21 protein-coding genes and 2 pseudogenes are annotated in these 26,518 nt (G+C 72.0%); 15 read left to right on the forward strand and 8 right to left on the reverse strand.

Going from position 1 to position 26,518, the window contains the following annotated elements; translation table 11 throughout:
* Nucleotides 1-86: 86 nt before the first annotated feature.
* A pseudogene (locus AB0R04_RS35905) lies at nucleotides 87-650 on the reverse strand (helix-turn-helix domain-containing protein); the annotation flags it as partial.
* A gap of 327 nt (nucleotides 651-977) precedes the next feature.
* On the opposite strand from AB0R04_RS35905, the gene AB0R04_RS35910 reads away from it, so the two are divergent.
* From AB0R04_RS35910 to AB0R04_RS35920, 3 genes are all read left to right on the forward strand, one after another.
* The gene (locus tag AB0R04_RS35910; RefSeq protein WP_363377979.1) at nucleotides 978-1,847 is read left to right on the forward strand and encodes a HEAT repeat domain-containing protein; all 870 of its coding nucleotides are present in this window, start codon (nucleotides 978-980) and stop codon (nucleotides 1,845-1,847) included.
* A 76-nt stretch (nucleotides 1,848-1,923) separates the two neighbouring features.
* Nucleotides 1,924-2,349, forward strand: a complete 426-nt coding sequence (locus AB0R04_RS35915; RefSeq protein ID WP_363377981.1) for a VOC family protein — start codon at nucleotides 1,924-1,926, stop codon at nucleotides 2,347-2,349.
* Nucleotides 2,350-2,601: 252 nt separating this feature from the next.
* Nucleotides 2,602-3,534 carry a glycosyl hydrolase family 18 protein gene (locus AB0R04_RS35920; RefSeq protein WP_363377983.1) on the forward strand — a complete coding sequence of 311 codons (933 nt, stop codon included), beginning with the start codon at nucleotides 2,602-2,604 and terminating at the stop codon, nucleotides 3,532-3,534.
* Here the strand turns inward: AB0R04_RS35920 and AB0R04_RS35925 are convergent.
* Complete coding sequence (locus tag AB0R04_RS35925; RefSeq protein WP_363377985.1) at nucleotides 3,501-4,172, reverse strand: TetR/AcrR family transcriptional regulator; 672 nt, start codon at nucleotides 4,170-4,172, stop codon at nucleotides 3,501-3,503. The two genes, AB0R04_RS35920 and AB0R04_RS35925, sit on opposite strands and share 34 nt — an antisense overlap.
* Nucleotides 4,173-4,235: 63 nt before the next feature.
* Between AB0R04_RS35925 and AB0R04_RS35930 the strand changes: the two genes are divergently transcribed.
* Complete coding sequence (locus AB0R04_RS35930) at nucleotides 4,236-4,724, forward strand: SRPBCC family protein (RefSeq protein ID WP_363377987.1); 489 nt, start codon at nucleotides 4,236-4,238, stop codon at nucleotides 4,722-4,724.
* Nucleotides 4,725-4,835: 111 nt separating this feature from the next.
* Here the strand turns inward: AB0R04_RS35930 and AB0R04_RS35935 are convergent, their stop codons facing one another.
* The gene (locus tag AB0R04_RS35935; RefSeq protein WP_363378031.1) at nucleotides 4,836-6,335 is read right to left on the reverse strand and encodes a hypothetical protein; all 1,500 of its coding nucleotides are present in this window, start codon (nucleotides 6,333-6,335) and stop codon (nucleotides 4,836-4,838) included.
* A 445-nt stretch (nucleotides 6,336-6,780) separates the two neighbouring features.
* Between AB0R04_RS35935 and AB0R04_RS35940 the strand changes: the two genes are divergently transcribed.
* From AB0R04_RS35940 to AB0R04_RS35950, 3 genes are all read left to right on the forward strand, one after another.
* Nucleotides 6,781-7,902 (forward strand): histidine kinase, encoded by a 1,122-nt coding sequence (locus AB0R04_RS35940; protein WP_363377989.1) that lies wholly within the window; start codon nucleotides 6,781-6,783, stop codon nucleotides 7,900-7,902.
* Nucleotides 7,899-8,561 carry a response regulator transcription factor gene (locus AB0R04_RS35945; RefSeq protein WP_363377990.1) on the forward strand — a complete coding sequence of 221 codons (663 nt, stop codon included), beginning with the start codon at nucleotides 7,899-7,901 and terminating at the stop codon, nucleotides 8,559-8,561. The genes AB0R04_RS35940 and AB0R04_RS35945 overlap by 4 nt, the downstream gene beginning before the upstream one ends.
* 188 nt (nucleotides 8,562-8,749) lie before the next feature.
* Nucleotides 8,750-9,682: a phosphatase PAP2 family protein gene (locus AB0R04_RS35950; protein ID WP_363377992.1), complete on the forward strand. Its 933-nt coding sequence runs from the start codon at nucleotides 8,750-8,752 to the stop codon at nucleotides 9,680-9,682.
* A 225-nt stretch (nucleotides 9,683-9,907) separates the two neighbouring features.
* Here AB0R04_RS35950 and AB0R04_RS35955 read toward each other — a convergent pair whose 3' ends face one another.
* The 3 genes from AB0R04_RS35955 to AB0R04_RS35965 form a co-directional block, all read right to left on the reverse strand.
* Nucleotides 9,908-10,174 (reverse strand): hypothetical protein, encoded by a 267-nt coding sequence (locus AB0R04_RS35955; protein ID WP_363377994.1) that lies wholly within the window; start codon nucleotides 10,172-10,174, stop codon nucleotides 9,908-9,910.
* Nucleotides 10,171-16,359, reverse strand: coding sequence for a DNRLRE domain-containing protein (locus AB0R04_RS35960; protein ID WP_363378033.1), 6,189 nt, complete (start codon nucleotides 16,357-16,359; stop codon nucleotides 10,171-10,173). Before AB0R04_RS35960 ends, AB0R04_RS35955 begins: the two co-directional genes overlap by 4 nt.
* 310 nt (nucleotides 16,360-16,669) lie before the next feature.
* Nucleotides 16,670-17,203 (reverse strand): AAA family ATPase, encoded by a 534-nt coding sequence (locus tag AB0R04_RS35965; protein WP_363378035.1) that lies wholly within the window; start codon nucleotides 17,201-17,203, stop codon nucleotides 16,670-16,672.
* A 146-nt stretch (nucleotides 17,204-17,349) separates the two neighbouring features.
* Here AB0R04_RS35965 and AB0R04_RS35970 point away from each other — a divergent pair, with 146 nt between their 5' ends.
* The gene (locus AB0R04_RS35970) at nucleotides 17,350-17,787 is read left to right on the forward strand and encodes a VOC family protein (RefSeq protein ID WP_363377996.1); all 438 of its coding nucleotides are present in this window, start codon (nucleotides 17,350-17,352) and stop codon (nucleotides 17,785-17,787) included.
* Nucleotides 17,788-17,915: 128 nt separating this feature from the next.
* Here AB0R04_RS35970 and AB0R04_RS35975 read toward each other — a convergent pair whose 3' ends face one another.
* Nucleotides 17,916-19,472 carry an alkaline phosphatase family protein gene (locus tag AB0R04_RS35975; protein WP_363377998.1) on the reverse strand — a complete coding sequence of 519 codons (1,557 nt, stop codon included), beginning with the start codon at nucleotides 19,470-19,472 and terminating at the stop codon, nucleotides 17,916-17,918.
* A 202-nt stretch (nucleotides 19,473-19,674) separates the two neighbouring features.
* On the opposite strand from AB0R04_RS35975, the gene AB0R04_RS35980 reads away from it, so the two are divergent.
* From AB0R04_RS35980 to AB0R04_RS36005, 6 genes are all read left to right on the forward strand, one after another.
* The gene (locus AB0R04_RS35980) at nucleotides 19,675-20,442 is read left to right on the forward strand and encodes a GntR family transcriptional regulator (protein ID WP_363378000.1); all 768 of its coding nucleotides are present in this window, start codon (nucleotides 19,675-19,677) and stop codon (nucleotides 20,440-20,442) included.
* Nucleotides 20,443-20,685: 243 nt separating this feature from the next.
* Nucleotides 20,686-20,850 carry a hypothetical protein gene (locus AB0R04_RS35985; protein ID WP_363378002.1) on the forward strand — a complete coding sequence of 55 codons (165 nt, stop codon included), beginning with the start codon at nucleotides 20,686-20,688 and terminating at the stop codon, nucleotides 20,848-20,850.
* 266 nt (nucleotides 20,851-21,116) lie between these two features.
* The gene (locus tag AB0R04_RS35990) at nucleotides 21,117-22,301 is read left to right on the forward strand and encodes a S8 family serine peptidase (protein WP_363378037.1); all 1,185 of its coding nucleotides are present in this window, start codon (nucleotides 21,117-21,119) and stop codon (nucleotides 22,299-22,301) included.
* A 599-nt stretch (nucleotides 22,302-22,900) separates the two neighbouring features.
* On the forward strand, nucleotides 22,901-23,110 hold the full coding sequence (locus AB0R04_RS35995; protein ID WP_363378004.1) for a ferredoxin: 210 nt from the start codon (nucleotides 22,901-22,903) through the stop codon (nucleotides 23,108-23,110).
* Entirely contained in the window at nucleotides 23,100-24,503 is a 1,404-nt protein-coding gene (locus AB0R04_RS36000; protein ID WP_363378006.1) for an FAD-dependent oxidoreductase, read from the forward strand. Before AB0R04_RS35995 ends, AB0R04_RS36000 begins: the two co-directional genes overlap by 11 nt.
* Nucleotides 24,504-24,546: 43 nt before the next feature.
* The gene (locus AB0R04_RS36005) at nucleotides 24,547-25,743 is read left to right on the forward strand and encodes a cytochrome P450 (RefSeq protein WP_363378008.1); all 1,197 of its coding nucleotides are present in this window, start codon (nucleotides 24,547-24,549) and stop codon (nucleotides 25,741-25,743) included.
* Between the two features lie 113 nt (nucleotides 25,744-25,856).
* Here the strand turns inward: AB0R04_RS36005 and AB0R04_RS36010 are convergent, their stop codons facing one another.
* A complete protein-coding gene (locus AB0R04_RS36010; RefSeq protein WP_363378011.1) occupies nucleotides 25,857-26,327 on the reverse strand; it encodes a hypothetical protein in 471 nt (156 codons plus the stop codon).
* On the opposite strand from AB0R04_RS36010, the pseudogene AB0R04_RS36015 reads away from it, so the two are divergent.
* Nucleotides 26,244-26,477, forward strand: a pseudogene (locus tag AB0R04_RS36015) (short-chain dehydrogenase); the annotation flags it as partial. The gene AB0R04_RS36010 and the pseudogene AB0R04_RS36015 sit on opposite strands and share 84 nt — an antisense overlap.
* Nucleotides 26,478-26,518: the final 41 nt, after the last annotated feature.

Here is a 26,518-nt window from a genome sequence, read left to right on the forward strand (position 1 = left end):
GCCTGCCTCCAGCTTCAACCGGTCACTGCGATGACCAGCGGTGGGCTCCTCCTCCCACTCGATTCCTCAGCGCCTCGTGGCGCACGCCCGAACTCATCGAACGCGAACACCCGGTCGGGGAAGCGGTCCAGGACGTGTTCGATGCGGTCGAGCTTGGCGTCCCGGTCTGGGTCCGGAGACTCCTTCCACGTCTTGGTGCGCTGGAAGGTGACGCCGCGGCGGGCCAGCAGGCGCCGTAAGGCCTCGCGGCCGATCCGGATCACGCGGCCGTGGACTTTCCGCAGGTAGGCGGCGAGCTTGCGGATCGACCAGCGTGTGAAGGGCTGGCCGAGTTTGGTCGGGCGGGTGGTGGCCGTCTGGACGACGAAGTCCTCGTCGTCAGAACTGAGCAGGCGGAGACGGCCTCCCGCCCAGCGAGGGTCCAGACAGGCCAGGCCGATCTCGTTGAACTTGTGGATCACGTCGCGGACGGTGTCCTCGTCGGCCTGGACCAGCTGGGCGATGACTGGAACCCGGTTCCCGCCGGCCGAGGCCAGCAGCATCATCGCCCGCCGATAGCGCACCGAACTGGTGCTGCCCCGGCGCACGATCTGCTGCAGTTTCTGCCCCTCTTGGTCGGTCAACCTGCGCACACGGACAGGCTCTGCCACTACACCCCCAACGATCAGACGGACGTCACCGCACATCCAACCGCTGTCACTACCAACCCGGCGAACCTATGTGGTCACAGCACTAGCACGTCCGCGGCTGCGCGGCTCCCGGTTCTCCCTCGCCGAAGCGGCGCTTCACCGGTGGCGGGCCCTGTCACGGGTCCGCCATCACGTCCGCAGTCGGAGTCGTCGGCCGGTTCGACGTCCTTCTTGGTTTGTCGGGAAGTGCCCCCGCAATGAACGATAGTTGAGCAACCGGGCGGCGCCGTCCGGCGGAGAAGGTGCCCACCCTGACCCGCTGCTCCACTGAAAGCTGGCCGACTCCCCATGGACCTGGCACACGAGGCGATCGACGGCCTCCTCACGGACTACCTGTATGGGGACGACCGCGCCCTCGACGGCCTGCTGGCAGCGGGGCCGGCGAGTCTTCGTCGGCTCCTCGCCATTCGGGCGGGTCGGGCCGAGCCGGGCTGGGACATGGCGGAGATCGTGCGCCGCGACCGGGACGACTACCGGCGCCCCTTGGAAGCGCAGATACACCTTGCCCGTGCCTTCCCGGACACCTTCTTCGACGAGGTTGCGGAGGACCCTGCGCAGGAATCGGTATTCATGGAGACGCTGGAGTACATCAAGGATCCGCGAGCCCTGCCGTTCCTGGAACGCCAACTGCGCACCCGTAGCCCGGAGTGCCGCCGTCGAGCGTTGCGGGGTCTGGCCGAGAACGGTTCGGCCGATCACACCGAGGCCGTCGCCGCGTGCCTGGCGGATCCCGAGACGCGGTCCGAAGCGGTGGACACGCTGGCGCGGCTGGGTGACGTCCGTGCGGTCGGGCCGTTGCTGCGCGAGCACCTGGCGGACGACTCCTCGTTCGCCCGGTGCGCCGGAGCAGCCCTCGACCAGGTCGAGCAGCGCATCGGCGGGCCGCTGGTACCGCCGGCCTGGCGCGAGCTGGGGCCGGCGGTGTTCACCGCGCAGGCCGTGATGGGCGTGCCGTGGTGCGTGGCCGAGGTTCTGGTGGAGCCCGGTCAGACGGTCCGGGGCGGCGAACTCATGGCCGTCCTGGAGAACGACGCGATCTGCCAGGAGCTGATCGCGGACTGGCCCGGCACGGTCACGGAGGTCCGGATCGCGGTGGGCGACGAAGTTCCTGAGGAGGCCGTCCTGCTCGTTGTCCAGTCCCGTCGCCGGATCGGCTAGCCGAGGCTCCGGCCTCCCGTCAGCATGCTTATTCCTGACGGGAGATGAGCAAGAGACCCCCTGTTATGGTGCGCTTATGTCATTGATCAAGAAGTTCCAAGTCACCTTCGACTGCGCGGAACCCCGGCGGGTCGCCCGTTTCTGGTGCGAGGTGCTGGGGTACGAATCGCCGTCGCCGAAGGGGTTCGCCACCTGGGACGAGTACGACCGCACCCAGCCTGCTGAGGACCGGGGTTCGTGGTCCGCCTGCATCGACCCCTCGGGTGTGGGCCCGCGACTGTTCTTCCAGCGCGTTCCCGAGGGCAAGGTCGTCAAGAACCGGGTGCACCTCGACGTGCGGGTCGGCACCGGGCTCGTGGGCGAGGAGCGCCTCGCCACGCTCGAAGCCGAGTGCACCCGGCTGCTCGCGCTCGGCGCGGTACGCGTCCAACTGCTCTACGACGGCACCGATTCGTGCATCGTGATGCAGGACATCGAGGGCAACGAGTTCTGCGTCGACTGAGCCTGCCCCGAGCCGGCGAGGCGGGGAGCCGTTGGGCCGAGCGCGACACCGACCTCGCCGGCCTCGACCCGGCGGGACGGGCCGGCGGGACGGGCCGAGGCTGGGCCGATGCGCGGCGGCGGTGGTACGGGGCTGGCGGAGTGGAATTCCAGGACGCGTGGTGGGAATGCGTACGACCCTCCCGGGCGGGGCGGCACGCTTCCTGGTGACCCACAGCAGGGCTGTGGCCGAGCACTCAGGAGGAACCCGCCCATGAGCAGTCACGGACACCCGGACGGGGTGCGAGGCACCTCTCCCGCGGCGAAGGCGTCGGCGAGCCGTCACGTCGTCGCGTTCTACCAGACCGGCACGACCACGGGTGACCCCGGCAGTCAGTACGTCTCCCCGGTGCCCCTGATCGGTCACGCGGACGTGGTGGAGGTGGCCGCGTTCCACCTCAACGATCCCGCCCAGTACCCGATCCTCACCCTGAACGACGACCCGCCCTCCGCGGCCAAGTACGTCCCGATGTGGCGTGACATCGCCTCGGTGCAGGCGAAGGGCGTCAAGGTCACCGCGCTCCTCGGCGGCGCCGCGCAGGGGACGTACGGGCTGCTCGACAAGGACTTCGGCATGTACTACCCGCCGGTCCGCGACGCCCTCAGGGCGTACCGGCTGGACGGCATCGACCTCGACGTCGAGGAAGCGTTCCACGAGGCGACCGCCGAGAGGCTCATCCGGCAGCTGCGCTCCGACTTCGGGCCGGACTTCCTGATCACTCTTGCCCCGGGGCCCGGCGAGCTCACCATGCCCGAGGGCGGCAACCTCCCCTTCCTCGACTACCGCACGCTCGAGAAGCAGGTCGGCCCCCTGATCCGCTGGTACAACACCCAGTTCTACTGCGGCAACGGCAGCCTCGCCGACACCGCCGACTACGACGCGGTCATCCGGAACCAGTTCCCCGCGTCCAAGGTCGTCGCCGCCGGCATCACCAACGACAACCTGGACTGCGAGGGCTACGTCGACATGCCGGTCCTCCAGCGGACCCTGCGCGCTCTCGCCGACAAGTACCCGGACTTCGCCGGTGCCGCGGGCTGGGAGTACGCGCTCTCCCGCAACGTCGACGGCCCCAACTGCCCCACCGGCCCTGCCAGCTGGTACTGCGCCGTCCGTCAGGCGCTCGCCGCTCCGGCGGCCAAGGCCTGACGGTGTAGCTCCGCGGAGGTCTCCGGCTTCGTGGCATCCGACCGCGGAGCCTCCACGCCGGCCAGCAGGGCCGTCGTGCATTCCTCGGTGAGGTCTTCCGCGTGTGGTGGCAGCGGCTGTCCTGCGCGCAGATGGCGGCGGACCACCGACAGCGGCAGGTCGATCAGGGCCAGGGTGATGCGCTCGTGGTCCTGGGGGCTCGCCGCGCCGAGGGTTTCGGCGAGGGAGCCGATGGAGTCGAGCACGCGTTGGTTGCCGAGGTCCGCGCGCTCCTTGTGTTCCTCGGACCAGCCGGCGCGGCCGAACTCCTCGGCGCCGTAGAGGAGGAGCGAGGCTTCCTGCGGGTGGGCGCGGCTCCAGGAGATGACGTGCCGGGCGACCGCGCGGGCGGCCGGATGGGGGTCGGGGGCGCTGCCGAGTGCGGCGAAGTGCCCCTCCTGGAAGCGCTCCACGGTCCGCAGCCACACCTCGGCGAGCAGGGCCGTACGGCCGGGGAAGCGGTGGTACATGGACCCGCTCGGCGCGCCGATCGCCTGGGCGACGGCGGACATGGTCACGCCGGCCGGCCCGGCGGAGGCGGCCAGTCGGACGGCGGCGTCGAGGATCTGGTCGGTGTCGAATCGGGGTGGTCTCGCCATGAATCAGAGGGTACCCTCCAGATTATTAGAGGATGGTCTCTAATAATCTGAAGGGGAGGACGCATGGGCGTCTACAACGTGCACGAGCGCCTGCTGGCCGCCAAGGCGAGCGAGGTGGGCGCGCTCGTCGACAGCCTGTCGGGCGGCTCGGCGGACCGGCTCTGGGCGCACCCGAACTGGCCCGCGATGGAGTTCGACCGCCCACTGGCGGTCGGCGCGACCGGCGGCCACGGCCCGGTCCGCTACACGGTCACCGCGTACGTGCCCGGGGTCTGGGTCCGCTTCACCTTCAGCGGGCCGCGCGGATTCCACGGCTTCCACGAGTTCACGGTGCTGCCCGTCGACGAAGAACGCACCGTGCTGCGGCACACCCTCGCGATGAAGGCCGGCGGCCTGGAGCGCCTGACCTGGCCGGCGGCCTGGCGCCCGATGCACGACGCCTGCCTGGAGGACGGCCTGGACCGCGCCGAGCTCGCCTGCACGGGCACGGTGGCCCGCCCGGCCCGCTGGACCCCGTACGTACGCCTGCTCCGCGCGTTCGCACACAGGTGAACCACGACACGGGGTCGCCTGCCGGCGGTTTCGAGCGCGGCCCTCCGGCCGATGATCTCGTCTGATCTCATCGTCCTCGTCCGGCAGGCGTACGTGCCCCGGAACAGCTGGTCAGCGGCTGCTGTCCGGGCGGTGGACGCTGAGGTTGCCGTAGGCCGGCAGAACGCCGGCCAGGTCGCCGGGCTTGTCCCGCAGCGTGGCGTCCAGGAAGGCGAGGGTGGCCGCGGCGACGACGCGCGGGCTCTCGGCACGGCCCAGGGAGCCGACGATCGAGGGCACCGGCGGCAGATACAGGGGGCCGTCCATGAACGTGAGATGTGCGGCGCCGGGGATGGTGAGCCGGTAGCTCGTCGCGGTGCTGGACTTGAGCGCCTCGGTGAGGCGGGGCAGGTAGCGCGGGTCGGTTGCCGGGGTGACGGCCTGGGTGAGCGCGAGCGTCGGCTGGTCGAGGGTGGGGGAGGCGGGGCCGTGGGGGTAGCCGTCCAGATCGATGACGGCGCCGAACCGGCGGTCCTGCCGGGCTGCCTGGAGGGCGGCGGCGCCACCCATGGAGTGTCCGGCCACCGCGGCCCGGCCGGTGTCCAGGTGTCCGCTCAGCGGGTCGGCGGTCTCACCCCGGTCCAGACCGTCCAGCTGGGTGAGGACGAAGCCGAGGTCGGCGGCCCGAATCGCTGTCCAGTCGGCCGCCAGTTTCTCGTCCTGGTCCGGGTCGCCGGTGGAGGTGGTCTCGGTGGTGATCGTCCGGCCGTCGGAGAGGACGACGGCGGCGGAGTCGTACGGGTGGTCGAGGGCGGCGACCACGTAGCCGTGGCTGGCCAGTTCCTCCGCCCAGGCGGTGTTCTGGGTGCGTACTCCGCCCGACCCGGGAGAGAACAGGACGACGGGGAACCGCCCCCGCCCGCCGTCCACCGGGGCGTCGAAGACCGCGTGGGTGTGGGCACGCGGAACACCGTCGACCAGGAAACCCGGCAGGCCGACCTGGCGGGCGAGGGCGTCGGAGACGGTGCGGGCCTCGTGCTCCGTGCGTCCGAGGTACTGGGCCCGCTGCGCGCCTGCGGGGCTCTTCTGCGCGGGGTACCAGAGCTGGACCACGACCGTGCGCCGGTCGTCCGGATCGGCCGTGAAGGTCTCGGGGCGGTGCGGGTCGGTCCACTGGACCACGCGGGTGCCGACCGCGAAGTCGCCTGACGGGGTGGGGAATTCGGGTACGGGAAGGGCCCAGGCGGCCGCCGGCCCCGTGGCGATCAGGCCGACGCAGACCACCGATCCCGGCAGCGCCAGCCACCAGCGGGCCCGCCACGCCGGCCGACCGCTACGGCGTCGCAGCGGTCGCAGCAGGGGGGAGAAGGCGAACGGCAACGCGAAGGCGGCGCCCGCCAGGACCGGCAGCATCTGCCAGCGGATCCCCGCCACGCTCAGCAGGATCGCGGACAGGACGAGAACCGCCCCCGCCGCGATCGTGACGCGTGGGCGGGCGGAGGGGGGAAGCCAGCGCGCCACCACCAGTGCGACGGCGCCCAGCAGGACAAGGATTTCCAGGGGGGACATGTACAGCCCCGTGATGATCTCGGTCACCAGGCCATATTCGGCGCCGGGTATGCGCTGCCACATCGATCCCGGGTCGCCGTCGTGTGCCACCGGGGTCGCAATCCGTGGCAGCTCCCGGTGCGACCGGAGTGGCAATCGGGCACGCCGGATCGGCGGCCGCCCTACGACCACGGGAGGTAGCGGGACTCCTCCTGCGGTCGTACCTCGGCACGGTGCCATCAGACGGTGGACGCATGTGCTCCCTGGGGCCCGCGCCCTACCGTGACAGGGCCGCCTGCACGCGGTGGAGGCCCCGGTCGGGGCCACCATGACGCCGAATCGACAGGGACGTGTGATGACCGAGGCGGCCGCGGAACCCGGCGATGCCTACCGGGACCGGGTGCGGGCGTTGACGCGGGTGCGGTGGGCGAGGACGACCCTACGGCTGACGAGATACACCGACCTGGCCTCCGCACGAGCGGCGCGACTGGTGACAGCCGCCGGACGCCGGTGCTCCCGGCTGCCGCCCATGGTGTGGGACGCGCTGCTGCCGACGCTTCTCCTGCTCAACATCGTCACCACCCACGCGCCGCAGGAGCTGCCGGTGGCCGTGGCCCTCACCGCCGCCCTCGCGCTGCCCCTGCTGTGGCGGCGCCGGGCCCCGCTCACGGTGTTCGGCGCCGTGGCAGCCGCGGCCTTCGTCCAGTGGCTGACGGACGTCCAACTTCCGGCGGACATCTGCCTGTTGGTGGCTCTCTACACGGCGGCCGCGAACTCGGGCCGACGCGGTACGCTCGTCGCCGGTGCCGTCGTGGAGGCAGGGGCCCTGCTGGCCTGCCTGCGCTGGGCGACGGAAGGCGCATTCCTGACCCCCTTCGTCGCGGTCACCGCGATGGTCGTCGCCGCCGCCGTCCTGGGTGTGAACGTGCGGACCACGCGCGCCTACCTCGCGGCCCTGGAGGAACGGGCCGCACGCCTGGAGCAACAACAGGAACAGCAGGCGCGACTGGCCGTCGCCGAGGAAAGGACACGTATCACCCGGGAGATGCACGACATCGTCACCCACAACCTGTCCGTCATGGTCGCGCTCACCGACGCCGCCGTCTACGCCCAGCACCGGTCGCCCGACAAGGCCACCACCGCGATGCTCCAGATCTCCGAGACGGGCCGGCAGGCCCTGACCGACATGCGGCGCTCACTGGGCGTCCTGCGGACCGACGAACCGGACGCGGAGCGCCACCCGTTGCCCGGCATCGCCCAACTGGAGACCCTCGCCGACCAGATGTGCGCCGCCGGGCTGCCGACCCGCATCGAGGTCCAGGGCGGCCACACCCACATACCCGCCACCGCACAACTGACCGTCTACCGCCTGGTGCAGGAAGCCTTGACCAACACCCTCAAGCACACACCCGCCGGCACACACGCGACGGTCCGGATACGGTGCTCGACCGGGACCGTCACCGTGGACGTCACCGACAGCGGCCCCCGCCCGACCCATCCCGGCGCCACACCGTCCGGCCACGGCATCCCCGGCATGCGCGAGCGCTCGGCCGCCTACGGGGGGACGTTGCGGGCCGGACCGCTTCCGGGCGGCGGTTGGGGAGTCCACACCCGCCTCTTCCTCGACAGCAGCGGAGCGGCGTCCGCATGACGATCCGCATCCTGATCGCCGACGACGAAGCGCTGCTCCGGATGGCCTTCAGCACGGTCCTGGAGGCCCAGCCCGACATGGCACCGGTCGGCGAAGCCGCGGACGGCGCCCAGGCCATCCGCCTCGCCCGGGAGCTGCGCCCCGATGTCGTCCTCATGGACGTCCGGATGCCCGGGATCGACGGGATCGAGGCGACCCGGCAGATCACCCGGAGCTCCCCGCAGAGCAGAGTGCTGATCCTCACCACCTTCGACCTGGACGAATACGCCTTCGCCGGACTCAGCGCCGGAGCCTCGGGCTTCCTGCTGAAGAACACCAGGCCCGAGGAACTGCTCACCGCGATACGCAGCGTCGCCGCGGGCGATGCGGTGGTGTCCCCGCGGGTCACCCGCCGCCTGCTGGAGCACCTGCGCCCGCACATCCCCGACGGCAGCAGCGCCGACCCCGACCATCGGCTGGGCCGACTCAGCGCCCGTGAACGCGAGGTGCTCGTCCAGGTGGGCTGCGGCCTGTCCAACACCGAGATCGCGGCCGCCCTGTACCTCGCGGAGGCGACCGTGAAGTCCCACCTGGGGCGAATCCTGCACAAGCTCGAACTCCGCGACCGGATACAGGCGGTGGTCTTCGCCTACGAGAGCCGCCTCATCCACCCCGCATGACGCCGCCGAGCGCCTCGCCGCCGCCCGCCCCGGGTCCGGTGTCGGGACGGGAACCGTGACGTCGTCATCGGCGTCCCCGTTCAAACCAAGTCGTCTACGACCAGGGCCCGCGGCTCCCCGAGTTGTGAGCAGGTCCCGGGCCGGCCGGCGCGCGGCCGAAGCTCCACCCATGCGGAAGAAAGACAGTGATGACGCAGCAAGATCACCAGGCCCTGTCCGCACCCGGGCCGGACGCTCCCAGGCCGGCCGCACCCGGTCAGGCCCCGGGAACCCCGGCCGGAGAGGACCCGTCGCGGTCGATACGGCCGTGGCTGCCGGCCTTGCTGTGCGCCCTGGGGTTCGTGGCGGTCTACCTGCTCGCCGTCTGGACCCCGTTCGGGCAGCGGGGGGAGAACTCCCTGATGAACGGGAACGGCGGCGAACCGGCGTGGATCTACGACTGGTCGGGGTCGGCCTTCGACTCGGCGGCCATGCCCCCACTGGAGTTCACCGCCCTGCCCACCCTGGTCGTGGGGATGGCCGTGATCGTGGTCGTCGCCGTGGTGCGGCGGTGCTGGTGGCAGGGCTGCGCGGCGATCGGGGTCGTCCTGGGCACGTTCGGGGGCACCGAGGTGTGCAGCAAGATGGTCCTGCCCCGCCCCGATCTGGTGAACGCGCCCGCCATGCTCACCGAGGTGAGCTTCCCCAGCGGGCACGCGGCCGTCCCCATCGGGCTGGTCCTCGGCGCCGCCCTCGTCGCCTCCCCGCGCCTGCGCCCCTACGTCACCGCGGTCGGCATGCTGTGGCTCACCGTCACCGCCGGCGCCGTGCAGGCGCTCTACCACCACCGGCCCAGCGACGTGCTGGGGGCCGCGCTGCTGGGCTGCGCCTGTTACGGCCTCGCGCTCTGGCTGCTGCCGGCCTCCGCCGCACCGGGCGTCGCGCGCAGCCCGCGGGCTCTGCCGGTCGTCGCCCTCGTCCTGTCGGCGGCCGCCGCGCTCGCCGCCGGCGCGCGGGACGACTCCGTCACGGGACCGCTGATCTTCGCGGCGGCGGCCTTCCTGTGCGCGGTCCTGGTCTGGTGCACCGTGGTGGCGGGACCTGCCCGCGTCGCGCGTCGAACGCGGCCGGCCGTGGGCTGACCGTCCGGCACGTTGTCCGGCCGAAGGCCGAGGCCGTCGGCCTCGGCCTTCGGCATTGGCCGCCCGTCTGCCTCGTGACCACGGCGCACTCCGACCCGGGACTTCCCAGACGTGGACCCCGGACGCCGGGACCGTGAGCTGTTGAAGAAGCACGGAACGAGCACGCAACAGGCCGACCCGCCGGTGGCGCCGGCGGGTCGGCCTGTTGCAGGGGTGTGCGTCGGGTTACCGCCGGCTGGTCCGCGCCCGCCGGCGGCGGGCCACGAGGGTGGCCGTGGCGCGCAGGGCCAGGCCGATCACCGGTGCGAGGAGCAGGGTGCACCAGGTGCGGGTGGTGGCATCGGCGGTGAGGCGGTCGGAGAGCAGGTAGGCGGCGAGGAAGGACGGGGCGAGCCAGGCCCCGTTGGTCGCGGCGAGGCGCAGCGGGCTCGCCCGGCGCGCTGCCGGTTCCTCCGCCGACTCCGCCGAATTCTCCGACTTCGTGGATGTCACACGAACCTCCTGACCACGCCGATCACCTTGTCGACGATCCGCTGGGAGACGCCGCGGTCGAAGACGAAACCCGCGAGGCAGCCGGCGACGGCCCAGACGATGCGCTGCTTCCAGCCGCCGCTCCCGAACAGTACACCGGCGCAGGCGCCGCCGGCGCAGTTGCCGATGTGGAGCGCCCAGGGTGCCAGGAAGGGGATCCAGGCGGCCACGGCCGCGGTGACGGACAGTTGGACGGCGCGGGAGACGGCGGCCTTGAGCGCGGCCTTCAGCCAGCCGGGCATCCGGCCGTTGAGGTCGGTGCAGTTGACCGGGTCGGCGTTGCAGTAGTCGTAGGCGTTGGCGCTGGCTCCCTGGACCGGGTCGGGGGAGAGGAAGCGGCCGGTGGCCGGGTTGTAGAGGCGCGCTCCCATGAGGGTGAGGGCGCTCGGGGTCTCGTCGGAGCGCTGCTTGTCGCCGAGCCAGGCGTAGCGGGTGCCGGGCTGGCCGGTGCGCGGCTGGCCGTACTCGTCGTAGTCGAGGACGGTGGGTGCGACGGCGGTGTCCAGGGGCAGCCGCAGGGTGATGTCGCCGTGCAGGTTGGCGAGTTGCAGGATGGTGCCGCCGGTCTTCGCGGTGGTGGCGGCGAGGGTGCCGGCGGGGCCGGTGACGTTGCGGGTCAGGGTGCCCGCGGTGTCCTCGGTGATCCAGCGGGGGCTGTCGGTGTCGGAGCCGTAGTGGTTGGTCCGCAGACCGGTCTGGGCCCAGGCGCCGGAGGTGTTGGTCTCGGTGGTCCAGGCGCGGAAGCGCTGGGCCGAGTCGAGGGTCCAGCTCTGCCGGTTGGTGCCGCTGGTCTGCTGCTGCACCAGGTCGGTGGTGTAGTACGCGAGGGTGCTGCCGGGCAGTGCGGTGGTGCGGCCGAACGCGTCGTAGGTGTAGCCGGGGTTCACCAGGCGGTCGGCGGTGTCGTAGGTGCTGGTCTGGGTGGTGCCCGCGGTGGTGGTGCAGGTCTGGCCGCGGGCGGCGTCGGCGGTGGCCAGCGCGGTGCGGTTGGTGTTGCGGTCGAAGGTGTAGGTGCGGGTGGTGCAGACGGCGTCGGTCGAGGTGTCCTGGACCTGGAGGAGCCGGCCGGCCCGGTCGTAGGCGTAGGTCTGGGCCGCGGTGATGCCGGGGGTGCCGGTGTGGGTGGCCCGCTGGCCGTGGATGGTCTCGGTGATGCCGTCGGAGACCAGCACGAGGCCGTCGCTGTCGCGGGTGTAGGTGCGGCTGGTGGTGGTGCCGGCCGGGTCCTTGTCGTCGGTCCGGGTGTAGCCGCCGGGCAGGCCCTGGGTGAGCGGCGTGCCGTCGGCGTCGTAGCGGGCGGTGAGGGTGCCGGCGACGGAGTCCGTCACCGAGGTCGCCAGGCCGCGCGGGTCGACGGCGGTGTCGTAGGTGTAGGTGGTGGTGGAGGGGGAGGTGTCGGTGACCTTGGTGGGGCGGTTGAGGGCGTCGTACTCCGTGGTGGTGACGGCGCCGTCGGCGTCGGTGTAGGAGGTCAGGCGGCCGAGTTCGTCGTAGCCCTTGGTGATCGTGCCGCCGGTGGCGGAGGTCTGGCGGGTGACGGCGCCGGTGCCCGGGTGGTAGGTGGTGGTGGCGGCGGGGGCCGGGGTGCCGAGGCCGTCGGTGACGGTGACGGTGGTGGGGCGCCCCGCCGTGTCGGTGTCGGTCACGGTGGTGCGGGTGACGCCGTTGGCCGTTTCGGTGGTGCGGGTGGCCTGGCCGAACTGCCCGTACTGGGTTGTCCTGGTGGGCAGTTGTGCGGGGTTGGCGCCGCCGCCGGTGATGGCCGCGGCGGGCCCGGTCTGGCAGACGAGGTCGGCCCACTCGGGGCGGTTGCCGCAGGTGCCGGTGCCGTCGGCGGTGTAGTAGCTGGTCCAGCCGGCCGCCGCGTCGGAGCCGGTGGAGGCCGGCTGCCGGGTCGAGACGACCCGGCCCTGGCCGTCGTAGCCGGTGGTGGTGGTCAGGGCGAGGCCGCCGCTGTCCTTGATCTGCGCGGTGGGCACGCCGAGCGCCCAGTTGTAGGTGGTGCGGTCCTGGCGGGCGTCGACCAGCAGCTCGGGCCAGGCGCGGAGCCGGGCGCCGGTGGCGGTGAGGGTGATCTGGTTCTTGATCTTGGCGGTGCCGTCGGTCGGCCGGGCCTCGTCGTAGGTCTTCACGGTGTGCTGGCGGGCGGGCAGTTGGGTGCCGGCCTTCGCCAGGACCGTCGCACCGGAGGTGGCGTCGGCGGCGAGGGTGATGCGGTGGAGCGGGTCGTAGACGTCGGTCTCCTGCTGGCCGTCCGCGCTGTAGGCGCTGCTGCTCGACAGGAGCCGGGCGCGTTCGGCGGAGGGCAGGGTGTCGATGCCGAGGTCGGCCAGTTCGGCCTTGGCCGCGGTGGTGGCGCCGAGGGCGAGCTCGCGGTTGCCCGCGGTCAGGCTGCGGACCTGGTGGCCCTGGTTGTCGTACTCGGTGGTGGTGACGTGGTGGCCCGGGGTGGCCTGGTTGACCTGGCGGCCGGAGGCGTTCAGGTAGGTGACGCTCGCCCTGGTGTAGTCGCCGGAGCCGAGGTCGGTGCCGTTGTTGGAGGCGGGGGCCTGGTCCGGCGGGAACACCGCGGTGGCGTCGGTCGGCAGGTCGCTCTGGCCCCACGCGGAGGCGGCGGGCGCGGAGAGGTCCTCCGGGGCCTTCGCGCCGGAGAGCGGGACGCCGTAGACGACGGTGGTGGTGGCGGTGCCGTTCACGGTGCTCGTGGTGCCGGGGGCGAGGGTGTCGTGCCAGGTCTTCGTCAGCATGCCCGGGCCCGCGGCCGGGTTGGCGGTGACGGTGCCGTACGCCAGCGAGGTGGCGAGGGTGCCGCTGAGCTGGACGGAGGCGAGCAGGCCGTCGTCGGCGCCCTGGGTGTAGTAGGCGTACTGGTTCTGGCTGCTCTGGCCGAGCCGCGGGTCCCAGGTCTGGCGCAGCCGCCCGGCCGAGTCGTAGCGGTAGACGGCGACGTCGGTGGCGGTGGCGGTGGCCGAGGCGGCCCCGGGCGCGGTGCTCCAGAGCCTGATCGCGCTGACCTGCCCGGCGACGTCACCGAACTCGGTGCCGGCGGCGACGCCGGTGGCGGTGGTCGCGGTGGCGTAGACGAACTGCAGGACGCGGCAGCCCTTGGCGGCGACGTTCGCCGCGCACACCGCCGGGGTGGCCGCGGAGGTGGGCGCGATGACGAGCTTCGGCCGGGCCAGAGTCTTGCCGCCGACCACGGTCGTCTCCGACACCACGCTGGTGGTGGTGTTGGCCAGCCCGCCCTGCAGCGTGGAGGTCACCGTCCAGGTGGCGGCGGCCGGATCGGCCTTGGCGAAGGTGGTGATGGTGCCCTCGGTGCCGGAGAGCGTGAAGTCGGCGCCGAAGGAGCCGCTCAGGGTGAGGTCCTCGCTGCCCGGCTCGGGCGTCCAGCCGTTGCCGGCCGCGTTCGAGGTGAAGGAGACGGCGGAGCCGTCGGCGGCCATCACGCTGAGCGAGGTGCTGGAGGTCCTGCGGATCTCCGTGTACTCCGAGGCGGACAGGCTCGACGACACGCTGGACACCCAGTTGGGGCCGAAGACCGCCGCCTGGCCGTCCTGGCCGGCGGCGGCCCGCGGGTCACGCGAGGAGTGCGTGCGGCCGACCGTCATGCCGAACAGCGACACGTCGGTGGCCGGGACCCTGAGGTCGCCGGTGAGCAGGTTCAGTGCACCCGGGCCGACGTTCTCCGTCGCCGCGCCGTCGGCCTTGCGGTCGACGACGACCCGCACCGGCTCGGAGGAGATGGCGGCGGCGCCCGGCCCGGTGAAGTCCGCGCGGAGCTGGACGGTGCCGTCCGGGGTCACCGTGGAGGTGGCGTTCCAGGTGAGCGCCGGGCTCTTGCCCGCGGCGAGGGGCACGGGCCAGGCCGCCAGTGCGGCACCGCCGTTGGTGATGTCGCCGGCGGGGATCCGCGTCCAGGCGTCGGCGTCGGAGCGCCGCCAGGAGAAGGCCACCTGGTCGTAGCGGGCGGCGTCGGCCTCGGCGGTGAGCGGCAGGCGCGCCGCGGTGCGGGTGCCGTCGTTCGGCGAGGTGACACCGCCCGCGCCGACCTGGAAGGTGTGGGTACGGGCCTCGGACTTGTTCTCCGCCCGGTCCACCGCCCGCACCTGAAGGGTGTTGGTGCCGGCCTTGGCCGGGGTCACGGTGAAGGTCACCGGCGCGGCGGAGCCGTTCGTCGCGACCTTGGTCCAGGTCGCGCCGTCGAGCGTCCACTCCAGGGCGTTCTGGTCACCGGCCGGCGGGGTCGCGGTGAAGGAACCGGCCTGGCCGGGGCCCTTGACCCACTGGCCCGACGGGTAGTCGGCGGAGGAGAGCGCGGCGGGCGCCGAGGGGGCGGAGGTGTCGACTGTGAAGGTGGCCCACGCCGACCAGTTGTTGTTGTAGTGCAGCCCGTCGTACGGGGAGGTGCGGAACTTGTACGTCCTGCCGTTGGCCAGCACACCGGCCGGGACCTTGACGGAGGCCGGGGCCCCGCTCGGGACGTACGGGGAGACCAGGACGTTGCCCACCTGGGTGTCGGTGGCGGTGTCGAAGATCTGGAAGGTGCCGTCGACCTTGTCGTTGTTCGGGTCGACGAAGGTGTCGCGCAGCGTCGGGGTGGTGGAGTTGACCCACCAGGTGCCGGCGGTGTCCTTGTAGAACGGCGAGCCGGCCTGCTGGTCCGTCCCGGTCCGGGGGCGGTAGTTGTACGTCACCGTCAGCTTCGGGACGTTGGTCGCGGCGTTGGCGGAGTTCACCTCCTTCCAGTACTTGGTGTTGGCCTCGTCCGGGGCGCGCAGCCCCATGCCCGAGGTGGTGTTCTTCGCCGACGTCCAGGTCTGCACCAGGTTGGTGACATCCGCGGTGATCCAGCCGTCGCCTCCGCAGGCGTCCCGGCCCTTGGTCTCGGTGCCGGTGGCCTTCTTGGCGTTCCAGGAGGGCTGCGCCGTCCAGCGCGAGGCGGTCGAGGCGAGGCCGGTGTCCCAGATGTCCCACGCGTAGGGCTGGCAGTCGCTGTTGCCGGAGTGGAAGTTGTACAGCGACAGGCTGGCGTTGGTGATCAGCGCGTCCGCGATCGGCGCGGTGTTCCAGTTGATGAACGACCGGGCCTGGCGGGAGGAGCCGTCCGCGTTCTTGGTGCCGGAGTTGCCCCAGTAGATCTCGGTGTCGGCCGACCAGTCGACCGTCTCGCCCTGCTGCACCCGGGTGTCGAAGACGTTGCCGAGGGCCGTGGTGGAGGGGTCGACCGTCACCGGGTACTGCGTCTTCGGGTCCGCGAGGAACGCGGCGTCCGGCGTGAACACCAGGTCGATGCCGTCGCCGCGCTGAACGACCTTCAGACCGACCTTCGCCTGCCGGGCGTGCTCACCGGAGCCCTCGGCGGCGGCCGTCGCGTCCCACATCACCGGCGCCGGGAGCACGGCCCGCCGCTCGCCGGTGCGCCTGTCGGTGAACAGCACGCCGCCGTCCGGCTGGACCTCGGCCTTCAGACCGTCGGCCTTCAGCGGCATCGTGTACGAGAACCCGGCGGCGCTCGGGCGCTGCTTGAGCACCGTGTACTGCTCGAAGCCGGTCCGGGTGGCCTCCACGACCAGGTCGGCCGCGCCGTCCGCGATCGCGTCCCGGTAGGTGGCCTTCGTGCCGTCCAGGGCGGGCTTGGGCAGGCCGCCCCGCCACTGGAGCTCGACCTGCTGGTCGCCCTGCCCGAGGGTCACCAGGGTGCGGGCGTCGTCCGGGGCCGCGGCCTGCGCGTGGAGCAGCGACTTCGCCCGGGTGCCGCCGGCACCGGCGAGCCGCAGCGCGTTCGGGTGGGCCTTCGGCGCCACCGACCCGTCCGCGCCCGCCTGGAGGCCGAGGTCGACGTCCACCCACTGGCCGTCACGTTGGAAGCGGACCGGGCCCGCGAACAGCTCGGTGGTGAGCGAACCGTCCTTGTTCACCCATGTCGTCGACGTCTCCGTACGCTCGGAGAGCGCCTCCACCCGCTGCCCGGACAGCCGGGCCGCGACCCTCGCCGACGGCACGTCGGCGGCGGACGTGGCCCACTGCCCGGCTCCCTTGCCCGCCTGCGCGGCCGCGCTCGGGGACGCGGCGAGGGCCGTCTCGGACCCGGCCAGCAGCGACACCGCCACGGCGAGGGCCAGCGACCCGCTCACCGCCCGCATGCCAACAGGCCTGCCGGGTCTACGTCGTGTGGTCATCCGTCTGTTCATATCGACTCCTTGAAACACCGTCGCTCGACGGCGCTTTCGGAGCATAGGAGTGGTCGACAAGATCAAAGATGGGGTCAAATGACGCCAAAGGATCATCAAATAATGATCTTGTTTCGACAAGGTTCACATGATCGTGATCATGACGTAGGCAACCGCACCCGCCCCCTGCGCGTTACGTCAGCGGCGCCGACCGCACCGGCCGCTTACCGGCCGCCACCGCAGGTAGGGCCGCTTCGGGTGGCGGGCTCGATGCTTCCCGTCCTCAGGGGTGGGGTGTCCACCCGGGTGGGGCGAGACGGGTGTCGGTGAGGATCTGCTCGACGGTCTCGTCGAGGGTGCTGTGCTGCGGAACGACGCGTTCGAGGCCGGCGGGCAGGAGGTCGTGGGGCCGGTACCAGCCGGCCATGTCCTCGGGGGAGAACTCGCCGGCCTGGGGGCGGGTGGCGTGGCGGCGCACAGTCTCGTCGAAGTCGGCGTCGAGGTAGTACAGGTGGCTGCGGCCGCGGTGGTCGGCGGCGAGCCGGGCGAGCATCGGGCCGTAGCGCTCGGCGGCGAGGATGCCCTCGACGACGGTGTGGAAGCCGTGGTCGAGGGCGTGCCGGGCGACCAGGTCGATGAGGCCGATGTTCGCCCCGCCCGGGAGGTCGCGCTCGCGCAGGACGGTGCGCCGGAGCACGTCCTGCGCGACGATGGCCACCCCCCGTCCGTACGCGGCGCGCAGCCGCGCGGCGACGCTCGACTTGCCCGCCCCGCTCGGACCGCGGACCACCACCAGCACGGTGTCCTGAGTTCCCATCACGCCGGTACCGTACCGGCCGCCGGGGCCACCCGGCCGGCGCGCGCCGAGGGTCGTGACGGCGCCGGCCGCCACCGGACGGCTCACCGGCCGCGAGTGTCAGAGGTGCGCGGTACCGTCGCGGCATCCGACCGGAGGAGGACCGCATGGCGACCAGGTGGAGCTTGACGATCGACTGTGCGCACCCGGCGAAGCTGGCCGGGTTCTGGGCACTGGCGTTGGGCTATGCGGAGAAGCCCGCACCTGCGGGATTCGGGAGTTGGGAGGAATGGCTCTCCCACTACGGGATCCCGGAGGGCGAGTGGGATGACGGCGCGTACCTCTGTGATCCCGACGGGGTGGGCCCCACCATGTCCTTCCTGAAGGTGCCGGAGCCGAAGGCGGTGAAGAACCGGGTGCACGTGGACGTCCAGGTCGGTGGCGGCCGTGAAACACCGTGGGAGGTGCGATGGCCGCGCGTGGTCGAGGCGGTGGAGCGGTTGACCGCCGCGGGCGCGACCGTGGTCAGCGAGGAGGAGTTGGACGGCAGGCCCGATCATGTGGTGATGGCCGACCCGGAAGGAAACGAGTTCTGCCTGGTCTGACAACCGAACTCCGCTCCGGGAGGCCGCCGTACCGCGTGGTGGGCGTCGCCACCCCGCCGCCCCGTCACCCCGTCACCCCGCCGCCCCGGGGCCCCGGGGCCGGGGCGGCGGGCGGGCCGGTGGTGGTGTCAGGCGCCGAAGGAGACCTGGTCGACCGTCCAGAAGGCGCTGTTGGTGCCCGTGTAGCGGAACTGCAGGCGCGCGGTGGTGGCGCCGGCCGGCACGGTGACGGGCAGGTGCTCGACGGTGTTCAGGTCGGCGCGGTAGGACTTCACCAGTTGCGGGGCGCCGTTGTCGAAGACCACGTACACGTCGCCGGTCTGCGGGCCGTCGACCTTGTAGTTCGTCGCGAAGGACAGCGTGGCCCGGCCGAGGCCGGCGACCGGGTAGGCCGGGCTGACCAGGGTGGAGTCGAACTGGCCGGCGCCGTGCGCCTTGTCGTCCCACTCGTCGGAGTCGGCGACCGCGAAGACGTTGCGGGCCCGCACGTTGGTCTCCCGGCCCTGTCCGAGCTGGGTGGCGCTCCAGAACTCGTCGGTGGCGAAGGTCCAGCCGCGCCACTCCGTCACCCCGCCGCTGGGCATCCGGGAGTTGTCGATGCTCCAGCCGCTGGGCGGTGTGTGCGTCCAGCCCCGGACCGCGGCCGGGATGCCCGTCTCGTCCACCCGGCCCTGGAGGGCGGGGCGCAGCGCGTCGAAGGCGTCCGGGGCGATCTCGTCGATCGGCTGCCCGTCCAGGCGCCAGGCGGAGTCGATCGGCGCGCCCTCGTGCTTGAGGACGGTCGGCGCGATGTCCACGGGCTTGACGTCGTAGCGCCGGGAGCCGGCCGGGTAGCCGGCGCCGTCGGCGATCACGAAGGTCTGCCGCTCGTTGGCGCTGTTGCCGCCGTGCCCGCCGGCGTCGGTGTGTCCGTGGTCGGTGGTGACGACGATCAGCCAGTCCTCCGAGCCGTACGCGGGGCGGGACTTGACGGCCTGCACGACCTGGCCGACGAGCGCGTCGACGGTGTGGATGGCGGCCGCGTACTGGGCGCTGGCGCCGCCGGAGGCGTGACCGGCCTCGTCGATCCCGTCGAAGTGCAGGAAGGCGGTGTCCGGGTTGCCGTGGGCGAGGTAGTCGGCGGCGTCGGAGGCGGTCTTGGCGTCGTCCTCGTTCTCGGCGATCCGCAGGTCCGCCTTGCCGTTGAAGACGTTGCCGGTGATCGGGTTCCACGAGCCGATCACCAGCGTGGAGGCGGCCGGGTCGGCGGCCTCCAGGCGGCTGGCGAAGTCCGGGTACTGGTCGAACCGGGCGCCGGTGAACGCGTTGTCCTTGACCTGGTGCTTGTCGGGCCACACGCCGGTGGCGATGGTCGACCAGCCCGGCCCGGACAGGGTCGGCGCCAGCGGGTTGGCGTACAGGTTGCTGGTGGCGGTCATGCCGCCGGCCATCAGCGCTTTGAGGTTGGGCGCGTCGGCGGCCGCCAGCTTGTCGTAGCGGGTGCCGTCGACGCCGATGACCAGGGTCTTGGCCTGCTTGGTGCCGTCCGGCAGGCCCTTGTAGGCGGGGGCGGCGGGGGCGGTTGCGAGGGGGGAGGCGGAAGCAGCGGGGGAGGCGCCGGCGGGGGCCGACGGCAGCAGCGCGGTGGCCGCGGCGGCTACGGCGGTGGCCGCGGTGACGGTCCGGATGGAGCGGGGGATGCGCACGGGGGCTCCCAACTACGGGGCGACGCGGTGCGGTTGCACCGGCACCGAGGATGGGGCGCCTGTGCGAGGAGGAGCCCTCCCCGGATCCACGGTTGTATGAACAACTGCCGAAATTCAGTCCAGACCGGTTACCATTTCGTGATCTCGGGAGCGCTGAACCGCCACTCGATGGCGCCGGACCACCGCTCGATAAGGTGGCGCGGTGAACCACGGCACCCCCCGGCCCCCCGTCGCCCCCGCCCGCTCCGGCGTCCCCGACCACGGCCGGGTGCCCAAGTACTACCTGGTCAAAGCCCAACTCGAAGACCTCATCGCCGAATTGGGCCCCGGCGGGCGCCTGCCCACCGAAGCCGACCTCGCCGAACGCCACCACGTCGCCCGCGCCACCGTCCGTCAGGCCCTGCGCGACCTCCTCCTCGAAGGCCGCCTGCGCCGCCAGGGCCGCGGCACCGTCGTCGCCGGACCCAAGATCGAACAGCCGCTCTCCCTCGCCAGCTACACCGAAGGCGTGACCCGCCAGGGCCTGCGCCCCGGCCGCACCCTCATCACCCTCGACCGCCTCCCCGCCGACCCGCCCATGGCCCAGCACCTCGCCGTCCCCGAAGGCGAACCCCTCTGGCACCTGGAACGCGTCCTGCGCGCCGACGAGGAACGCGTCGGCCTGGAGTCCACCTACGTCCCCGTCGCCCGAGTCCCGCACCTGGAGCGGGAGTTCGACCCCGAAGGCTCCTTCTACGGTTACCTGCGCGAGTGCGGCGTGCGGCTCGGCGGCGCCGACGAACGCATCGAGACGGTCCTCGCCACCCCCCGCGAAGCCCTGCTCATCGGCACCCCGCCCGCCCTGCCCATGCTGCTGCTCCACCGCCGCAGCCGCGATGCCGCCGGCCACCCCCTCGAACAGGTCCGCACCCTCTACCGCGGCGACCGCTTCAGCTTCACCCTCGCCCTGCACGCCCCCGACAGGGACTGAAGCCAGTACTGCGCGGCAGGCACCTGGGGCAGCCCGCCGCTGTGGATGCGTTTGCGCAGGAGCAGCGTGAGCATCTGGGCGAAGGACATGTGGCGCGGGCCGGTGTGCCGTTCAACGGGGCCATCCAGTTCTCCGGCTTTCACTCTTTCGAACGTCCTGGGTGGCGGATTCATCCACGATGTCCGCCTGACAGGCAGGATCGCGTACTGACCAAAGGAGTTCCACCGGAGTAAGGAGTACGCCATGGGCTACCTCGCCATCAACAGCGCGGGTGAAGACGAGAACAGCGACGACGAGGGCTCCGCGGACACAGCAGCGGAGGTGCAGAACCTGGTCCGCGATGTCGCTCAGCGGGACGATGTTCCCCAGGATCTGAGGCAGCGCGCCCAGGCGATTGCGGGGCAGTAGGGGCAGTTGGGGCCGGTACGACCCGCGGTTCCTCCACCGTTGTCGTTGCGGTCCTGGCGCCCCACGGCTCCAGGGCCGCGTCCTCTCCCGGGACCTCTCCCCGCCGGCGGTGGGGCGCTGCCCGGTGAGTGTCGTCTCCCTTCAGGGCGCCGTCCCCGCACGTGGACGCCCTGGCTGTTTCCCCGCCGTCCGTCAGCTCCGTGCGTTTGTCCTGCGGGATTGCTCGGGTCACTTATCGGTTCCTGCTCTTGTGTGATGGAGTGCATATGCGCGTGAGTGCCCGCCGGGTAGCGGCAGTTCTCCTGCTGATCGTGCCGCTGACCGGCAGTGCCGGTGACGTGAGTGCCACAACCAGGCTGAGCAAGCCTCCGGTTACGGTGACGGAATCCGTGGCGGCAGTGCCGGGTGAGTACATCGTCAGGGTGAACCCCGGGTTCTCGCCGGAAGCGGTACTGCGCGATCTCGGCGTCCGGCCCCTGTTCACCTACGGCACGGCGCTGCACGGCTTTGCCGCCCCGCTCACCCCGCTCCAGTTGCGGATGGCGCGTACCCTGCCCGCGGTCGAGGCGATCGAGGAGAACGCCCGGGTCGGCGTCGATGACGCGGCCGCGTCCAGGGCGACTGTTGAGGCGGCGAGTTGGGGCCTGGACCGGATCGATCAGCGCAACCTTCCCCTCGACGGGCTCTTCACGGTCAACGGGACGGGCGAGGGTGTCACGGCGTACATCGTCGACACCGGCATCGAAACCGGAAACGAGGAGTTCGAAGGGCGGGCCGCCGTGGGATTCGACGCCGTGGACGACGGCCACAACGGCCAGGACTGCCACTCTCACGGCACCCACGTCGCAGGCACCGTCGGCGGAAGGACCTACGGGGTGGCCCGCTCGGTGTCCCTGGTCGCCGTCCGGGTGCTCGACTGCCAGGGAGAGGGATCCACCGCGACCTCCCTCGCGGGCCTGGACTGGGTCGCCGCCCACGCCCAGCAGCCGGCGGTGCTGAACGCCTCTCTCGGCGGACCCGCCTCCGAGGCGCTCGACGCGGCCGTGAACACGGTGGCGGACCGAGGCGTGCTGCCCGTCGTCTCGGCCGGGAACGACGCCCAGGACGCCTGCGAGGTCTCTCCCGCCCGCGCACAGAAGGCCCTCGCCGTCGGCGCGGTCAACAAGCAGGACCGGCAGGCCAGCTTCAGCAACTACGGCCCCTGCCTGTCGCTGTACGCGCCCGGCGTTGCCATCGTCTCCGCCCGACTCGGCGGTGGATCCAGCACACTCAACGGCACGTCCATGGCCGCGCCCCACGTCGCCGGAGCCGCCGCCCTCGTCAAACAGCAGGATCCCCAGGCCACATCCCAGGACGTCCTTGACAGGCTGGTCGCCAACTCCACGAAGGACGTTCTCACCCGCCTCGGCCCCGACTCACCCAACCGCCTCCTCTATACAGGCGGCCTGTAACCAGACTTGGCGCCCAGCGGCGGGTCCGCAGGTTGTCCGCCGGGACGAGTTCCGCGAGTGGATCAGCGCCACCGAGGACGCCCAGGGCGACATCATCGAGGATGTCCTGGCTCCCACGCTCCGCGCAGCTCTTCGACCTCTTCCGCGGACCGGGTTTCACCCTGCTGGGCGTCGGCTATCGGCTGCCGCCGGTCCCCGCCAGTGTGCGGTCCCATCGGATCCACGACCGCGCTGCCCGCGAAACCTACGGTCGGGGACTGTTCCTCGTCCGCCCGGACGGGTACATCGGTCTGGCCACTCACGACCTGGCTGACGTACACGCCTATCTGGCAACGGTAGGACCCGCGATGCGCGAAGTCGTACGGGTTCCCGCCGGTCGGTGATCGCGCAGCACAGGCGCAGCACAGCAGTTCGGCGCCCTTGTGCCGCACGCCCGCTGGTCGGAGGGATGCCGGTGGACAGCTCGACGCGGACTCCGCACCTGGGGCGTGCCCGAGCGGTTGCCGCGCGTGCCCGCCTCTCGTCCCATGCTGCGCGCGTCCGGTTCTCGTCCCATGCTGGAAGAGAGAGGGGGTACGGCGGCAGAGGAAGTGGTGGGGATGCGGACCGTTGTGGACCTCACGCGTTGCCAGGGCTACGCACAGTGCGTGTTCCTCGCGCCGAGGGTGTTCCAGCTGCACGGCGAGGAGGGACTGCTGTACGCCACGGCTGTCCCCGACGACCAGGTCGAGCGCGTGCGCCAGGCCGCGGCGGCGTGCCCGGTCCAGGCCATCCTCCTCGGCGAGGAGGTGAGCGCTGATGGCCGGTGACCAGGGAGCCGGTGACCAGAGGGCCGGTTACCAGACAGAGGGCCGGATCGTTGTCGTCGGCGCGTCGCTGGCCGGGCTGAGGGCCGCGGAGGCGCTGCGGGAGGAGGGCTTCACCGGCTCACTGACCGTGGTCGGCGACGAGCCTCATCCGCCCTACGACCGGCCGCCGCTGTCCAAGCAGGTGCTGCTGGGCCACGCTGCGGCGGACTCCACCGGGCTGCCGATGCGCCGGGATCCGGACGCCGAGTGGCGGCTGGGCGTACGCGCCACCGGCCTGGACCCCCTGGGGAAGCGGGTGATGCTGGCCGATGGCGAGTCGCTGCCGTACGACCGGTTGCTGATCGCCACCGGGACCCGGGCGCGTCCCTGGCCCCATCCGCAGGAGGCCGCCCTGGACGGGGTGTTCACCCTGCGTACCCGCGAGGACGCCGGCGGTTTGGCCGAGCGGTTGGCCGCCGGGCCACGGCGGGTGCTGGTGATCGGCGGTGGTTTCACCGGCTCGGAGATCGCCTCGGCCTGCCGGGAACGTGGGCTGGACGTCACCGTCGCCGAACGCGGTCCCGCACCTCTGGTGGGCGCGCTGGGCGGCACCCTGGCGAAACTCGCGGCCGCCATGCAGCGCAACCACGGTGTGGACCTGCGCACCGGAGTGACGGTCACCGCCCTGCGCGGGGACGACCGCGGCCGCTTCACCGGCGCGGAGCTGTCCGACGGCAGCCGCGTCGAGGCGGACGTGTGCGTCGTGGCGCTGGGGGCGGTCCGCAACGTCGAGTGGCTGGCGGATTCCGGACTGGCGGCGGGCCCGCGCGGAATCGCCTGCGACGCCGGGTGCCGCGCCTTCAACATGTACGGGATCGTCACGGACGACGTCTTCGTCGCCGGCGACGTCTCCCGCTTCCCCCACCCGCTGTTCGGTTACCAGATGCTCTCCCTCGAACACTGGGGGAACGCGGTCGAACAGGCCGGGGTGGCGGCCCACAACATGGTCAGCCCAGGGCCGCTGCGGCGCCCGCACCTCGCCCTTCCGACGTTCTGGTCGACCCAGTTCGGGCTCAACATCAAGTCGGTGGGCGTGCCCACCTTCTCCGACCACGTGGTCATCGCCCAGGGTTCTCTGGAGGCGCGCCGTCTGGCGATGGTCTACGGGTACCAGGGGCGGGTCACCGCGGCGGTCACCGTCGACATGGCCAAGTCGCTCGACTACTACCGGCACCTGATCGAGACGGCTGCGCCGTTCCCGCCCCCGCCCGGCGCGGCGGACCGCGCGCTCGCGGCGGACATCCCGATTCCGTCCGACGTGCCGGATCCGAAGGGGCTGTCCCACGGCCCCACCGTGGCGCTCACCGGATACCTGCCCGACCGTCGACTGACCGTGGTGCAGCCCCGCGGCTGACCCACGTCCCGCCCCACGTCCCGCCCAACGACGAGGAGCCACCATGGACTCCGACACCCTGCTGGCACGGATCACCGACTACGCGAACCGCCCCGACCCCTACCCGCTGTACGCGGAGCTGCGCGAGGCCGGTCCCGTCGTCCGGCAGGCAGACGGCAGCTACCTGATCGGCACCTACCACGAGGTCGCCGCCCTGCTCCACGATCCACGGATGAGTGTCGATCCCCGCACCTGCGGCGAGACGACGCACAAGCCGCCGTTCCTGCGGCTCGACGACCCGGAGCACCACAGACTGCGCACCTTGGCCATGCGGCCGTTCGGCCCCCCGCACAGCCCGGGCAGGGTCGATGCCATGCGCGGCGAGATCGTCCAGCTCACCGGGGAACTGATGGAGCCGTTCCAGGCGGGCGGCCGGATCGACATCGTCGACGACCTCGCCTACCCGCTGCCCGTCACGGTGATCTGCCGCCTGCTCGGCGTGCCGCGTGAGGACGAGCCGCTCTTCAGGGCGTGGTCCGACGCGCTCGTCGCGTCCGCCGACGTCCGGCCCGCAGAGGACTCCTCCGAGCGGGACGAGGCGGGCGACCAGGCGGGCGAACAGGCGCGGGGCGAGATGGGCCGGTACCTGGCGGGCCTCGCCGAGAAGCGCCGTGGCAATCCGAGCGACGACCTGCTCTCCGCCTTCGTCAACGAACCGGACCCGGCCCTGCGGCTCACCCAGGAAGAACTCGCGGAAACCGCCGTGCTGCTGCTCATCGCCGGACATGAGACCACGGTGAACCTGATCGCCAACGGGGTGCTCACTCTGCTGCGTCAGCCCGAGCAGCTGGACCAGCTGCGTCGCGAACCGGAGCTGCTGCCGCGAGCGGTGGAGGAACTGCTGCGCTACGAACCCCCGGTCCACATGCGCGAGCGCACCCCCCTCGCCGACATCGACGTCGGCGGTACCACCCTCCCCGCAGGCGCCACCGTCGTGCTCGCGCTGGCCTCGGGCAACCGCGACCCCAAGCGGTTCCACGCGCCGGACCGGTTCGACCCCACCCGCCCGGACAACCAGCACCTCGGCTTCGGCAGCGGTATCCACCTGTGCTACGGCGCACCGCTCGCCCGCATCGAAGCCGAGGCCGCGCTCGGTGCGCTGATCCCCCGCCTCGGCACGGCACGCCTGGTCCAGGATCCGCCCCCCTACCGGCAGAACGCCATGCTCCGCGGACCCCGCCACCTGCCCGTCCAGCTCTGAGGCCCCTCAGTACACGGCCGTTTTGAGATCGTTCTGATCATGTGAGGCTTGTCGAGTCCCACGGTGATCTTCATGGCGCGTCCAAGGTTTCGGCCTGTCCAGTGCCACGCAGGTCAGCGGCGGGGTAGCACGCCCAGGAGGGTTGCGGTCAGGGCCGGCTTCAAGTAGTCCGCCAGCTCCAGGTGGAAGCGGGCCAGGTCGGGCTCGGCCTGGTAGGCCGCCCGCAGACTGGGCGGGGGTGTGCTGTACGCCGACAGCGCGCCGGCCATGACCATGGTCTGCAGGCTGAACAGTGTTGCGTTTTCGCCCAGCTCCGGCAGGTACTTCAGGATCAGGGCGGTCATGGTTGTCAGGCGGTCCAGGGAGGCGCGCTTGTAGCGGGCTACGACCTCGACGGAGACGTTGTGTTCCAGGACGCTGCCCTGTGCGCCGAAGAGGTCGCACAGCACCGCTCGGCTGGAGAGTGAGCGGCTGAGGATCTCGGCCACCCCTGCCGCTCGCCGACCCTGCGGGCCGCCGCCGACCCCGCCGCGCTCGGCGGCCAGTACTACGGTCCCGGCGGACGCCGCGAGGTCATGGGCCACCCCCGGCTGGTCACCTCCAGCCCGGAGTCGTACGAGGTGGTCGTCCAGCAGCGGCTGTGGGCCGTCTCCGAAGACCTCACCGGGGTGGAGTTCCCCGTCGTTCAGTCCGGGCGGAACTCGTTTCCCTCCGGATCGGCCAGCACGGTGTAGCGCGTCGGCTGGGAACGCCTGGCACGGATCCGGGCCGGGCG

It is taken from the genome of Kitasatospora sp. NPDC056731 (assembly GCF_040687675.1).
Taxonomy (GTDB): Bacteria; Actinomycetota; Actinomycetes; order Streptomycetales; family Streptomycetaceae; genus Kitasatospora.